We start from the raw sequence: 12,619 nt of genomic DNA on the forward strand, positions 1-12,619 counted from the left end.
GCTATGAGGCGGCATGGAGGCTTCTCACTCACGGAACTGATGATAGCAATGGTGCTGGGTTTATTGCTGTTGGGGTTGACACTAACCGCCTTTAGTTCGCTAAGTGCCTCGTCCAGTCAAAGCCGGCAACTGGCTTTTCTGCAACAAAATGGGCAGTTGGCAATCAACTTGCTATACAACGAACTGCAAAACACCGGCTTTTTTGGTGGCCAGACGCTGGCGGCGATGCAGCGTGCGGTGAGTAACCAGGCCCCACCTGCCGCTGATTGCTTTGTTGATGGCATGGATAGCGGTAGCTTTCCGCATGCCAATTTGGCTTACTTAAATGTATTTGCCGGACAAGCACTTCCTGGCCGGGTATTAAATTGCCTGAATAATCTGGCGCCGCAGACCGAATATATCCAGATTAAAAGAGCCATCGGCGCCGCCGCTACACCGGCAACTATGCGCCATAATCGCTTTTATTTGCTCCCGGACTGGCAGCAAAGCCGCTTTGTTGATCACACTAACGTGCCCGCCACAGTAGATACAGTCTACCCTTACCAGCATTTGGTGCTGTATATCCAGTTACAACGTCAGGCTGGTGAAGATGTGCCGGTATTAATGCGCAAACGGTTAATCAGAAATAGTGCCGGACATGCCAGTATCAGTACAGATTCGATGTTAGATGGGGTAGAGCGCCTACATTTTGAGTTTCTGATTGATAGTGATCTGGATGGCGTACCCGATTATCTGCTGTCTACTGCTGAAATGACGGCCTCGCATTGGTTACAGCAGGAAAGTCGCATTCTGGGTTTGAGGTTTTATGTACTGATGCGGACTTTGACACCGGATCGACGTTATCGCAATGACCGTTTATATCAGATGGGTAAGCATAGTTTTCAGGCGCCAGGTGATCATTACCGCAGATTACTACTCAGTGGCGCAGTAAAGTTTGATCTTACGGCTGAGCCGGCAGGTTAATCTGAGCAGTAAAGGTTCACACATCCTATATGAGGTACTGATACATCAGTTAATTTAGTTACTGAAACTACGGAGGAGCTATGAGAGAGCGAGGAATGGTTTTACTCAGTGCACTGTTGTTTTTAGTGGTTATGTTATTAGTGGTGGCCAGTAATCTGGTTTTAAGTCAGTTAAGCCTGAAATCGGCACAAACAGCCCAACAGCAATTACAATTGGAATTTCGCACACTGGAGCAGCATTTAAAGCAGCTCAATGGCCTGGCGCCAGACGAAGTCCCGGAAAGTACGCTGGCCTTACCTTCCTGTCCCGGTATTTATGCGGCTTGGTCGGATGCGACACTACAGTGCGATTTAATGTTAATCGAAACCAGTGAACAGACCAGGCAGCCGCCGGCGTTTACCCGATATAACAGTCTGTTATTACGCAAACAGCTGAAATTATCGGAGCCTGCACCATGAAAGCTTTATTATTGCTTCTGACGTTGTTCAGTCCCGTGGTTGCGGCCTGGTGCCCGTTACTGCCGAATCATCCGGTAAGAGTTACCATTAATCATGCCGAGCAAAAGCGTCAGGCTGACGCTTATATCCGTACGCTTGCTGTCGACGCTCTGCGGTTACAGCTGGTGGCTGCTGATACTGGCTATGATCTCTCGGGGCTGGATTTATCTGCAGCGGGCATCCAGGGCTCTATCCAAGCCAGACCACTAGCTGAAGATGCCAATCTGGACGGTGCAGCAGACCATTTCTGGTTAGTGACCAGCACCGGCGAGGTTTGGCGTGTGCCATGGCAGCAAAGCCAGTTTGGACAGCCGTTATTGATGGCCGATTTATCCGATGCCGGGTTGCATTTTCATACCGCAGTTACCCTGATTCGTGCCCGTTTACCGTCTCAGTTAGCTCCGATGTCCTGGCAAAATTTGGAACAGCATCAACTACTGCTACTCGGTACTGAGCCTGACAGTGGCCAGGATGTATTGTTTAGCCTGCGTTTTCCGGTTGGCGGGCGGCAACCTTATGTGATGAAAAGTAGCCAACTGGTTGATCGGACGACACTGAGCGATGCAGAGCTGCGCCAGCAATACAGCGCTGCAGATTGGCGGGTGTTATTAAGTGCCGCTGGTTGGAGACTGCGTTTGTCCGGTCGCGTCAGTAGCTTACCTACAGTGATCGCCGGGGTAATTTATGCCCCAGCCATTATCGTAAAAGATGCCAAGAGTTGTCAGTTTGATAAAACAGAACAGCAACTTTATGCGGTACAACTTTATACCGCCAGTCAGATTTATCCCAAACGCAGTTGGGCTATTCCTTATCTGGAGCAAGCGGCCCTGCGCATAAGAGAGCAGCCGGATAAGCGTTTGATCTTAGTGTTGGCCGATGAGCGACAGTCGGTAGCCTTAGTTGACACCCTGTTGAAAATCACCACGGATTGCCATCAATGCACGGCGCCCTTAACACTGGACAAGTTCCCTCTTTGGCAGCGTTTGGCGACCTATCGCGATGAAAGGGGGGCATTCTGATGCGCAGCCGGGGCTTCAGTTTACTGGAAATGTTGGTTACGCTGGCTATTGTCGGCATTCTGATTGCGGTGAGTTATCCATCGTATCAGCAGTATGTGTTAAGAAGCTATCGGGCAGAGGCCGTCACTGCTCTGCTCGAACTGGCAACGAAACAAGAGCAGTGGCTGTTAGAGCAAGGCCGTTATAGCAATCAGCTCACGGATTTAGGTTTCACGCAGCCTGTTACCGCCTCAGGCCGCTTTCGGATCGAGCTGACGCAGGCTGATCCGGCTCAGTTCTTACTCAAGGTAAAAGCGCAGGGTCCACAACTGCAGGATAAAACGTGTTTGCAGTACAGCCTGAATCATTTTGGGCAGCGTAATGTCGGCCTAACTGAGTCTTTAAGTTGCTGGGATTAATAGTAATTTTGATGCCGATTAAGCCGGGCAGGGCTGAGTATAGTGCTGCAAACGACCCCGACCGGCTTGGTTCAGTACCAGCCGGTAATGCCAGTTGAAACGTCCGGGGGGGCAATAATAAAAAGTCCCGTTTTCCAGCGCGTCCAAACTGCCATCCCGCCGAAATTGCAGTTGTTGCCGGTTATAAGTTAGTCGATGGCCGTCAGGTAACCTAGGTAGCTCACGCAGTAATTCAGCCTGTTGATCAACAGGATTAAGCAACATCAGCTTCACGGGATCTTGCTGCCAGTTACCCTGACAGTGGTTAGCCAGCACCGGACAAACGCGGACCGGCTGTTGGCTGCTACTGGCCTGGACGCGAGCGTAATGTAGATGACGGTCGAATTGTTGCAGGTAACTACTGGCACGCTGTTGATGGATAAACTCATCCATCGCCGGTGTAGCGATAGTGATTAAGATCACCAGGATCACCAACGCGATGAGTAATTCGAGTAAGGTCAGGCCTTGTTGCTGCATCACTAGACTCCAATTATTGCTTATTGAAGTCTAGTTCAGACAATTGTTTTGTGAAATAAATGTTATTTATGTTGCTGGGTCGGGCTATAAATGCCGGTTTACTTAATCGTAAACTGTTGGAATAGGCTGGCGCTTATGCTGAGTTTTCAGGTAAATCTGCACCAAACGCTCACTGACGGCAGTGTCGACGGCTTTACCTTCCAGAAAATCATCAATCTGCTGATAGGTCAGACCTAACGCCGTTTCATCTGCTTTTTGTGGCGCCATACACTCCAGATCAGCTGTTGGTGTTTTCTCGACCAGTAATTCCGGTGCACCCAGCTGCCGCGCTAATGCCCGTACCTGACGTTTACTTAAGCCAAACAGCGGTGCTAAATCACAGGCACCATCGCCCCATTTAGTATAAAAACCAGTAATATTCTCGGCCGAATGATCGGTTCCCAGTACCAGGCCGCCCTGCAGCGCTGCAATATGATACTGTGCCACCATCCGACAGCGGGCTTTAACGTTACCTTTAGCAAAATCCTGCTGCGCGTCGCCAGGTAATGGCAGGCCTTCGATCCCCAGCAGCGTACTTTGATGCAATGCATCAGCCGCTGCTTTGATATTTACCGTAACACTCTGGCTTGGTTTAATAAACGACAGGGCCAGCTGAGCTTCGGCTTCGTCCTGTTGCACGCCGTAAGGCAGGCGTACCGCAATAAACTGATAACCTGAACTATGCTGGTTTAATTCATCCACCGCCAGTTGTGCCAGGCGGCCACAGGTCGTGGAGTCAACCCCTCCGCTGATCCCCAGGACCAGTGTTTTTAAACCCGATGCCTGCAGGCGGGTTTTGATAAAGTCGACGCGGCGGCGGATTTCAAATTCAACATCAATCTGCGGCTGTACCCGCATTTCCCGGATTATTGCTTGCTCGATACTCATAGCGGCCTCACTGTTAGTTGCCAATATCTTAACGGATTTAATGCAGAAAGGATCAATAAATTGTCTGCTGACAGCGGCTTTTATCTGGCGCACAAAGGTGCACCGCCGGGTGGATTAAGGTTATACTTCGGCCACCGGCAAGCAAAGCAATGAGTCTTACCATGAAGAAAATTGAAGCGATTATCAAACCCTTTAAACTGGATGATGTGCGCGAGGCACTGGCTGATATCAATATTACCGGTATGACGGTAACCGAAGTGAAAGGTTTTGGCCGGCAAAAAGGCCATACCGAACTCTATCGCGGTGCTGAGTATATGGTTGATTTCCTGCCGAAGGTAAAGTTGGAAATCGTGGTGACCGATGAACAAGTCGAGCGCTGTGTCGAAGCTATTATGAAAACAGCACAAACCGGTCGTATTGGTGATGGTAAGATCTTTGTATTTGAAGTGGAGCGGGTGATCCGGATCCGCACGGGTGAAGAAGACGAAGACGCGATTTAAGCTGGCAGACGTAAATCGCTCTAGTCAAACAAACCTAATTGCGTTGATGTTTTGCGGGCGCGTTGCGCCTTAGGACGGTTGCGACTGGCATGACGCTGAAATACCTGACGTTTTTCCAGTTCAAATGCCTGGCGATGTTGGGCAAGCCATCGGCTTAATCTGGCTCTGGCCGCAGTTACCGCCTGACTGGCCGCCACGACAGGTGCCGGATAATCGCGGCCAATCACACAGCCAAATTGCTGTTGTAAGGTAGTGCTCATCAGCCAGGGCTGGTGTAGCCAGCTATCCGGCACCCGCCGCAGTTCCGGCAACCATTGCCGGATAAACTCGCCCTTCGGATCCTTTTGCATACTCTGCTTTACCGGGTTGTACATCCGGTTCGGATTAATGCCGGTGGTGCCAGCCTGCATTTGGATTTGCGGGTAATGGATGCCTGGCTCATAGTCGACAAAACATTGCGCCAGATGCAGTGCCAGTGGCCGCCAGTGCAGCCACAAATGGTAGCTGGCGAAGGCCACCAGCATGGCGCGGCCGCGAAAGTGCAACCAACCGGTACTCAGTAATGAGCGCATGGCGGCGTCAATCAGCGGATAGCCGGTTTGCCCGCTGGCCCAGGCCTGAAATAACCCCGGTTCAAAAGCGTCTTCACGCAGACCATCAAAACCGCGATGCATATTGCGCACCTCAACTTCCGGCTCATCTTCCAGTTTCTGAATAAAGTGACAATGCCAGCGCAGCCGGCTATAAAAAGCCTGTAAGCCACGTTGCTGCTGTGCCGATGTGCTTTGCTTGCGTTGTCGTTCCGTTTGCTGCTGCAGCTCCCGGATACTGAGCTGGCCATAAGCCAAAAACGGGCTGAGCCGCGAGCAACTTTTTACAGCGCGGGCGGCGAAGGAAATGCCGCCATGGTATTGCTGGCTGCGCTGTTCTAAAAAACTTTGCAATGTGTGTTGTAGTTGCCAGCCATGTTGTCGTTGCTGGCAGGTTGGTAAATCCCGGTTGCGTTTGGGGGCGGTAAGTGGTGCTTGCCAGTTACTGGCACAAATAAAGGGTAAGCTTTGTGGTGTTGGATACAGTCTTTGGCTTAACCAGTTATCGGCTTCGGCAAACCACAGATCACGATTGGGGAGTTTGCGAATCACGGCAAATTGCGGATATTGATGCCAGGGGAGAGCCAGTTCGCTCAGTAAACGCGCCACGGCAAGATCGCGCTGATAACTCCATAAGTTACCGCTTTCCTGATGGCTGTACACTGCGCTGATCGGAAAGCGGGCACAGAGCTCCCGTAATACCCGGGTGGCCGCACCGTAGTAAACTAGTAATGGTTGCCCCAGCGTAGTCAGCTGCTGCTGCAGTGATGTCAGGGCTTCAGCCACAAAAGCCCAGTGCCGCAATGAGACATCGGGTTGCTGCCAGTAATCTGGCTCGACGATATATACCGGTAACACAGCGGTGCCTTGCTTAGCTGCGTGAAATAAGGCGGCATGATCGGTAAGGCGTAAATCGCGTTTAAACCAGAGCAGATGCATGATGGCTTACAGTTCGTCCAGCCAACTGCGCCATTGCGGCAAGAGCCGAGCGTGCGGTGCCGGACGATGTGCAGCTTTACCGGCGGCGCTGATCTGCGGCAGTTTCTGCCGCACAAAATCAGCATTTGGATCGTACCACAGGGCTTGCTTAATCGGATTGAAGGCACGGGCCTCACTGTTACCGACACCGGCAATATAGGCCCAATTGCCCCAGTTGCTGGCACAGTCATAATCCAGTAAGCGCTGTTCAAAGTAAGCGGCACCAAGGCGCCAGTCCAGCTCCAAATCATACATTAAATAACTGGCGGCATTTTGCCGGCCGCGGTTACTCATTAAACCGGTTTGATTTAACAACTGCATATTGGCATCAATAAAGGGGACACCGGTATCGCCAGCGCACCAGGCGGCAAAGCGCTGCTTTTGTGTGGCTGTTAAACGTGGCGAGCTAAAATCGGCAGGGCCGGCAATCCCGTTTTTACTAAACCAGCGGGCCTGGTATTTACGCATTTGCCAGCGAAAGAATTCCCGCCACAGCAGCTCAAACTTCAGCCAATAAGTTGAATCATTGGCTTTGACTTGCTGTTCAAACTGTTCGATTTGCTGCCAGCAGCGCCGTACCGACAAGGTACCCAGGCTGAGCGGGGTGGAAAAGAAGCTGGCGTAGTCTGTACCACAGAGCGCATTGCGACTGTCTTTATAATGCAGGATATGTTGTCCCTGCCAGATAAAGTAGTGCAGCCTGGCATGGGCACTGCCTTCATCCCAGCAGCCTTCACGCCAGGATGTGGCTGCAGTTTGCCCAAGCCATTGTTGCAAAACAGACTGTTGCGATAAGCCCGCTACCTGATCCGGGCTTAGCCAGTTAGCCGCTCGGGTATGTTCCGGTTCCGCTGCAGTCACCAGTAACAGCGGTTCAAGTTTTTTCCGAAAGCTGGTAAAACGATCCGATAAAGTGGCTAAATCTGGCCTTAGCTGTTGCGACAGCAGGCTATTGCCATCAATCAGTTGGAGTTTGACGCTTGCCGGTAAATGCTGCAGCGCCCGGTATTCATCTGGTGCCGTTGGCTCACTGGCCAGTAGTTGCTCTGCGCCTAACTTTAAAGCCAGTTCACATAATTGGCTGTGAGTATCGCCAAAGCGGATAATCAGACCAATTTGTCGCTGTGCCAGCTGTTGCGCCAAATGTTGGATGGCCTGCAGATGAGCTCGTAAACGCAACAAATTACTGCGAAACAGTCCGTACTGGCGGCCAAAATAAGCCTGCTGATCGATAATCACCAGGGCGGCGGCTTTACCGCGTGCCTGACTGAGTAACGGATTATCGTCGACACGCAGGCAGCCGTTGAGGAGTACCAGGCTGGTCATAGTTGTTCAAGCTTTATTAACCACTGCGCAGCCTGCTCGCGGATAGCTTGTTGCTGTTCAGCGTCTTTGTTATGCCAGTTCTTATAGGCGAGTTGCATCCTGGCATTCTGACCAAGTTGTGACTCGTTACGGGCTAAAAAATCCCAATACAAGGCGTTAAAGGGGCAGGCTTTAGCACCTGTTACTGCTTTTACCTGGTAATAGCAGTTTTTACAGTAGTTGCTCATCCGATTGATGTAGGCACCACTGGCAGCATAAGGCTTGGAGGCCAGAATACCGCCGTCGGCAAATAATGCCATGCCAAGAGTATTGGGTAGTTCTACCCACTCATAAGCATCGACATACACGGCAAGATACCAGTCGGTCACCTCGTCAATGGCTAAACCGGCCAGTAAGGCAAAATTGCCGGTAACCATCAGTCGCTGAATATGGTGCGCGTAACCATGCTGCAGGGTTTGACTGATAGCCTGTTGCATGCAGCGCATGTTAGTTTCACCATGCCAGTAGTATCCTGGTAGTGGCGTTTTAGCCTGCAGAAAATTGTGCTGGCTATAGTCGGGCATCAGCAGCCAGTACAAACCGCGGACATACTCACGCCAACCAATAATTTGCCGGATAAAGCCTTCGGCGGCGTTTAAGCTGACGTACTGTTCACGCCAGGCCGCTTCGACTTTTTGACACATCCAGCGTGCATCCAGTAACCCGGCATTTAAATACATCGAGCAGATACTGTGAAACAGAAATGGCTGCTCCAGCAGCATCGCATCCTGATAGTCGCCAAAATTAGCGAGCTGCTGTTCGACAAAGTGCAGAAACGCTTGCCGCGCATCTTTACCTGTCACTGCATAGTGAAATTCGCCGACGCTACCCGGATGATCGTGAAATTCAGTTTCTACCAGCGTCATCACCTGTTGCGTGATCGCATCCGGCGTAAATTGTAGCGGGGGAATTTGCTGCAGATCAGGCGGACAGGCTTTACGATTATCTTTATCGTAGTTCCATTGTCCCCCAACCGGTTGTTGTTTGGCATCCATCAGTAAGCCAGTGTAACGGCGCATCTGCCGGTAGAAAAACTCCATCCGCAATTGCTGACGGTCGGTCGCCCACTGTGCAAACATAGTTTGCGAGCAGATAAAGCGGTCGTCTTCCAGCACTTCCAGCGGCAGTTCGAAGGTGTCACGCCAGCTCAGAATTTCCTGTTGCAGCCGGTATTCGCCACATTCAGTAATCAGCAGTTGTGAGAACGGACGTTGTTGCAGGGCGAAGCGTACTGCGTCGGTCATACTATAAATACCCGGCTGCTCGTCGTAGCTCAGATAACAAACCTCAAAGCCCTGTTGACGCAAGGCTGCGGCAAAATGGCGCATGGCACTGAACAGCAAAATAATTTTATGTTTATGATGTTTCACGTAGCGGGCTTCAGTTTTCACTTCGGCCAGCAGAATAAGATCGTCAGGTTCGGCCTGACGTAAGCCGGCAAGGGCCGGACTTAGTTGATCGCCCAGAATAACAATTAGTTTGCTCATAGCAGCCACTGGTTAGGTAAGTATCGGTACTTACGTGAATGCCCACCTTGTCGATCAGCGGTGGGCATTGCAGTGATATAAAAACTGAGTATGATGTGACACAATAACAATTAAGGAGATCGCAATGTCGTTCAAACTTAGCTCACTGTTAATTCCGGCCTTGCTGGTTAGTACTGCCAGTTTGGCGCAAGCACACCCCAAGCATGCACCAGATACTGAGCCGGAGCAGCAACAGCAGCACTCACATCAGCACGCCCACGAGCATGGCGATGAGCATCAACATGATGACGAATTTACTCAGCTCGGTACTCATGTGCACGGCGCCGCTACTCTGACTATGGTGCTGGAAGGTAATGAGTTGCAGCTGGCGCTACAATCGGCAGCCTTTAATATTGTTGGTTTTGAGCAGGCGCCGAAAACCAGCGAACAAAAGCAGGAAGTGGCGTTAGCGCTGGATAACCTGGCACAAGGCAACTGGTTTAGTGTCAGTAGCGAGGCAAACTGTGAAATTCAGGGCGCGGATGCTAATACCGATTTAACAGAGCCTGGCTACAGCGGTCATGGTGACTTTTATGCCAATGTCAGTTTGCTGTGCCAAAGCCCGGCACGCTTGCATCAGCTTGATCTGAGCTTGTTTAACCTGACGCCGGCACTCGAAAAAATTGACGTGCAATGGGTGCTAAACGGTCAGCAAGGTGCTGCGACGGCAACCTTAAGCAATAGCCGTATCCAGTTTTAAAGGTTACTGAGCTGCAACAACAAAAAAGCCGGCGTCTCAGCCGGCTTTTTGCAAGCATCAACACTGACTACCAGGTATATTCTTCGACTTTATCAGCTTTAATACTGTAAGCCGCATTCGCTAAATCATGTGACATTGCTTCGGTGGTAATGGTACCGGTGATCCAGAACGGGGAGTAAATCATGTCTGCTTTCAGGTTAGAGGCGCCGGTAACATAAATAATCTGGTTTGGTGGCGGTGGCGGTACGTGAATACAAGCACCGAAATAGGGCACCAGAAAGAAACTGGTGACATTCTGCTTGTCGTCAAACTCCAGCGGCACGATAAAGCCCGGGATCTTGACCTTAACATTATTATATTCCGGTTTTACTTTGGCGGATTGCAGAATTTGCTGCCATGCCTGCGCTGTAGGGTCATCACCATTATAGTTATCGTCAAACGGAGACGGCTGGCTGTAGTCATGCGCTACTTCCGGCATTGCCATCAGTGCCTTTAAGTCCTCTTCCGGCATTAAATCAGTCCATTCAATGGTTTTTACTTCAGCCGCTTGCAGGCTGAACGCCAGCATTGCGGTAAGTACCATAGAAAACGCAACAGACAACTTGTTGAACATTGGAGCTTCGCCTCTTAATTAATGCATAATACAGCGGTTTATGTTGCGCTATCATAGCATGCACAAAGGAGTACCTGTGACCACCAAGCCGAAAATTCCTGCGATTGAACTCAAAGATCTGACATTTTGGTATCGCGCTGATGGCTGGCAATTGCATATTCCGGCCCTGTCACTGGCCAGTGGCCAGCACCTGTTTGTCCGGGGTGCTTCTGGTAGTGGTAAAACCACCTTATTAAATTTACTCTGTGGCATTACGGTGCCCAACGCCGGCGAAATTTGGCTTAATGGTCAGGCGCTGCACCAGTTAAGCGCTGCCAAACGCGATAAGTTACGTGCGGCGGATATCGGCGTGGTGTTTCAGCAACTCAATCTGATCCCTTATTTAAGTGTACTGGATAACGTATTGCTACGTGCTGCCTTTGCTAAAGCGCCTGCCGCCGTAATGCAACAACGGGCACAAGACTTGTTAACTGCTTTAGGTTTGCCGGCGTCTTATTGGGCGCAGCCAGCCAGTCAGCTGAGTGTTGGTCAGCAGCAAAGGGTCGCGATTGCCCGCGCCTTGTTAACTCAGCCCACCCTGCTGATTGCCGATGAACCCACTTCTGCGCTGGATGCGGATAATCGCGATGCTTTTATGCAGGTGCTGCTAGCTGAAGCTGATAAAAGCGGTACTACCGTGATTTTTGTCAGCCACGATCAGCAGTTACAACGCTATTTTCATTATCAGTTGGCGATGACTGACTTAGCTAAAGGGGTAGTAGCATGTTAATTAAATTAGCCCGTCTGAGCTTATGGAATCGCCGCGGTACAGCTTTACTGACCCTGTTATCGTTGATTATTAGCCTGGTATTGTTGTTAGGTATCGATCATATTCGTAAAGAAGCCCGCAATAGTTTTACCAATACGGTGTCAGGTACTGATTTGATTGTTGGCGCCCGCTCCGGGCAGCTAAACCTGTTGTTATATTCGGTATTCCGGATTGGTAATGCGACTGCCAATGTCAGCTGGCAAACCTATGAGCGGATCGCGCGCCATCCGCAAATTGCCTGGACTATCCCGTTATCGCTGGGTGATTCGCACCGCGGCTACCGTGTGCTGGGCACTAATCAGAGTTATTTTGAGCATTATCGCTACGCGTCATCGCAGCAGTTGCAATTTGCCGAGGGCGCTGCATTTCAGGGCGTTTACGAAGCTGTGCTGGGTGCCGAGGTGGCGCGGCAGCTCGGTTATACGCTGGGGCAGGAAATTACGCTGGCGCATGGTATTGGTGCGGTCAGCTTTTCTGAACATAAAGATAAACCTTTCACCGTTACAGGTATTTTGGCACCGACAGGTACGCCGGTTGATCAAACCGTGCATGTTAGCCTGGAAGGTATTGAAGCCATTCACCTGGACTGGCAGCAGGGTGCACCGATGCCCGGGCGACAAATCAGTGCTGAACAGGCTCTGGAGATGGATTTAACGCCCAAGGCGATTACAGCTTTTATGGTTGGTTTAAACTCGCGGATGGCAACCTTCGTGGTGCAGCGTCAGGTTAATGAATTCCGTGGAGAGCCGCTAACAGCGATTTTGCCGGGCGTGGCACTGGCTGAACTGTGGCAAATGCTCAGTATGGTGGAGAATATACTGCTGCTAATCACCTTACTGGTGCTGGTGGCAGGGCTGGTAGGTATGATGACAACCTTGCTGGCTTCGATGCGAGAGCGGCAGCGTGAGGTCGCTATTTTGCGCGCCGTCGGCGCCAGCCCCTGGTATCTGTTCTGGTTAATTCAGCTGGAAGTGCTGTTGCTGACCTTAATGGCGATGCTGGGCGCCGCCGGATTATTAGTCGCCGCACTCTGGGGTGTGCAGGACTGGTTGGCCGCAAACTATGGCCTCTTTATCAGTATCAACCCTTTTAGCTGGTATACATTATATTGGGCGGGCGGCATCCTGCTCTCTGCTGCGGTATTAGCCTGTATTCCGGCGCTGGTGGCCTACCGGCGTGCGCTGACTGATGGTTTAAGTATTCGTTTATAAGGATAACA

The 12,619-nt window shown here is 51.0% G+C and carries 14 protein-coding genes; 8 read left to right on the forward strand and 6 right to left on the reverse strand.

Features of this window, described 5'->3' with window-relative positions:
* Nucleotides 1-3: 3 nt before the first annotated feature.
* The 4 genes from AGRI_RS14920 to AGRI_RS14935 all read left to right on the forward strand — a co-directional run bounded on the left by AGRI_RS14920 (nt 4) and on the right by AGRI_RS14935 (nt 2,877).
* Nucleotides 4-963, forward strand: coding sequence for a PilW family protein (locus AGRI_RS14920; RefSeq protein ID WP_040292074.1), 960 nt, complete (start codon nt 4-6; stop codon nt 961-963).
* Nucleotides 964-1,043: 80 nt separating this feature from the next.
* On the forward strand, nt 1,044-1,421 hold the full coding sequence (locus AGRI_RS14925) for a hypothetical protein (RefSeq protein WP_231728960.1): 378 nt from the start codon (nt 1,044-1,046) through the stop codon (nt 1,419-1,421).
* Nucleotides 1,418-2,479, forward strand: a complete 1,062-nt coding sequence (locus AGRI_RS14930; protein WP_008985710.1) for a hypothetical protein — start codon at nt 1,418-1,420, stop codon at nt 2,477-2,479. Before AGRI_RS14925 ends, AGRI_RS14930 begins: the two co-directional genes overlap by 4 nt.
* Nucleotides 2,479-2,877, forward strand: coding sequence for a type IV pilin protein (locus AGRI_RS14935; RefSeq protein WP_008985711.1), 399 nt, complete (start codon nt 2,479-2,481; stop codon nt 2,875-2,877). Before AGRI_RS14930 ends, AGRI_RS14935 begins: the two co-directional genes overlap by 1 nt.
* A gap of 18 nt (nt 2,878-2,895) precedes the next feature.
* Here the strand turns inward: AGRI_RS14935 and AGRI_RS14940 are convergent, their stop codons facing one another.
* Nucleotides 2,896-3,393 carry a GspH/FimT family pseudopilin gene (locus AGRI_RS14940; RefSeq protein WP_008985712.1) on the reverse strand — a complete coding sequence of 166 codons (498 nt, stop codon included), beginning with the start codon at nt 3,391-3,393 and terminating at the stop codon, nt 2,896-2,898.
* A gap of 102 nt (nt 3,394-3,495) precedes the next feature.
* On the reverse strand, nt 3,496-4,320 hold the full coding sequence (nadE, locus tag AGRI_RS14945; protein ID WP_008985713.1) for an ammonia-dependent NAD(+) synthetase: 825 nt from the start codon (nt 4,318-4,320) through the stop codon (nt 3,496-3,498).
* A 161-nt stretch (nt 4,321-4,481) separates the two neighbouring features.
* On the opposite strand from nadE, the gene glnB reads away from it, so the two are divergent.
* Nucleotides 4,482-4,820, forward strand: a complete 339-nt coding sequence (glnB, locus tag AGRI_RS14950) for a nitrogen regulatory protein P-II (RefSeq protein ID WP_008985714.1) — start codon at nt 4,482-4,484, stop codon at nt 4,818-4,820.
* Nucleotides 4,821-4,840: 20 nt separating this feature from the next.
* Here glnB and AGRI_RS14955 read toward each other — a convergent pair whose 3' ends face one another.
* From AGRI_RS14955 to AGRI_RS14965, 3 genes are read right to left on the reverse strand one after another with little or no spacing between them, the layout of a single operon-like run.
* Complete coding sequence (locus AGRI_RS14955) at nt 4,841-6,349, reverse strand: FAD-binding domain-containing protein (RefSeq protein WP_008985715.1); 1,509 nt, start codon at nt 6,347-6,349, stop codon at nt 4,841-4,843.
* A gap of 6 nt (nt 6,350-6,355) precedes the next feature.
* Nucleotides 6,356-7,714 carry a DASH family cryptochrome gene (locus AGRI_RS14960; protein WP_008985716.1) on the reverse strand — a complete coding sequence of 453 codons (1,359 nt, stop codon included), beginning with the start codon at nt 7,712-7,714 and terminating at the stop codon, nt 6,356-6,358.
* Nucleotides 7,711-9,240, reverse strand: a complete 1,530-nt coding sequence (locus AGRI_RS14965; protein ID WP_008985717.1) for a cryptochrome/photolyase family protein — start codon at nt 9,238-9,240, stop codon at nt 7,711-7,713. The genes AGRI_RS14960 and AGRI_RS14965 overlap by 4 nt, the downstream gene beginning before the upstream one ends.
* Before the next feature lie 124 nt (nt 9,241-9,364).
* Here AGRI_RS14965 and AGRI_RS14970 point away from each other — a divergent pair, with 124 nt between their 5' ends.
* On the forward strand, nt 9,365-9,979 hold the full coding sequence (locus AGRI_RS14970; protein WP_008985718.1) for a ZrgA family zinc uptake protein: 615 nt from the start codon (nt 9,365-9,367) through the stop codon (nt 9,977-9,979).
* Between the two features lie 67 nt (nt 9,980-10,046).
* Here the strand turns inward: AGRI_RS14970 and AGRI_RS14975 are convergent, their stop codons facing one another.
* On the reverse strand, nt 10,047-10,592 hold the full coding sequence (locus tag AGRI_RS14975) for a DUF3299 domain-containing protein (RefSeq protein ID WP_040292076.1): 546 nt from the start codon (nt 10,590-10,592) through the stop codon (nt 10,047-10,049).
* 76 nt (nt 10,593-10,668) lie between these two features.
* Here AGRI_RS14975 and AGRI_RS14980 point away from each other — a divergent pair, with 76 nt between their 5' ends.
* Nucleotides 10,669-11,361: an ABC transporter ATP-binding protein gene (locus tag AGRI_RS14980; RefSeq protein ID WP_008985720.1), complete on the forward strand. Its 693-nt coding sequence runs from the start codon at nt 10,669-10,671 to the stop codon at nt 11,359-11,361.
* The gene (locus tag AGRI_RS14985; protein ID WP_008985721.1) at nt 11,355-12,611 is read left to right on the forward strand and encodes an ABC transporter permease; all 1,257 of its coding nucleotides are present in this window, start codon (nt 11,355-11,357) and stop codon (nt 12,609-12,611) included. The genes AGRI_RS14980 and AGRI_RS14985 overlap by 7 nt, the downstream gene beginning before the upstream one ends.
* Nucleotides 12,612-12,619 lie beyond the last annotated feature (8 nt).

This window comes from Alishewanella agri BL06, from assembly GCF_000272005.1.
In the GTDB taxonomy this organism is placed as follows: domain Bacteria; phylum Pseudomonadota; class Gammaproteobacteria; order Enterobacterales; family Alteromonadaceae; genus Alishewanella; species Alishewanella agri.

Coding starts and splice junctions, on each gene's coding strand:
- AGRI_RS14920 (WP_040292074.1), top strand. CDS start 4: ATGAGGCGGCATGGAGGCTTCTCACTCACGGAACTGATGATAGCAATG.
- AGRI_RS14925 (WP_231728960.1), top strand. CDS start 1,044: ATGAGAGAGCGAGGAATGGTTTTACTCAGTGCACTGTTGTTTTTAGTG.
- AGRI_RS14930 (WP_008985710.1), top strand. CDS start 1,418: ATGAAAGCTTTATTATTGCTTCTGACGTTGTTCAGTCCCGTGGTTGCG.
- AGRI_RS14935 (WP_008985711.1), top strand. CDS start 2,479: ATGCGCAGCCGGGGCTTCAGTTTACTGGAAATGTTGGTTACGCTGGCT.
- AGRI_RS14940 (WP_008985712.1), bottom strand. CDS start 3,393: ATGCAGCAACAAGGCCTGACCTTACTCGAATTACTCATCGCGTTGGTG.
- nadE (WP_008985713.1), bottom strand. CDS start 4,320: ATGAGTATCGAGCAAGCAATAATCCGGGAAATGCGGGTACAGCCGCAG.
- glnB (WP_008985714.1), top strand. CDS start 4,482: ATGAAGAAAATTGAAGCGATTATCAAACCCTTTAAACTGGATGATGTG.
- AGRI_RS14955 (WP_008985715.1), bottom strand. CDS start 6,349: ATGCATCTGCTCTGGTTTAAACGCGATTTACGCCTTACCGATCATGCC.
- AGRI_RS14960 (WP_008985716.1), bottom strand. CDS start 7,714: ATGACCAGCCTGGTACTCCTCAACGGCTGCCTGCGTGTCGACGATAAT.
- AGRI_RS14965 (WP_008985717.1), bottom strand. CDS start 9,240: ATGAGCAAACTAATTGTTATTCTGGGCGATCAACTAAGTCCGGCCCTT.
- AGRI_RS14970 (WP_008985718.1), top strand. CDS start 9,365: ATGTCGTTCAAACTTAGCTCACTGTTAATTCCGGCCTTGCTGGTTAGT.
- AGRI_RS14975 (WP_040292076.1), bottom strand. CDS start 10,592: ATGTTCAACAAGTTGTCTGTTGCGTTTTCTATGGTACTTACCGCAATG.
- AGRI_RS14985 (WP_008985721.1), top strand. CDS start 11,355: ATGTTAATTAAATTAGCCCGTCTGAGCTTATGGAATCGCCGCGGTACA.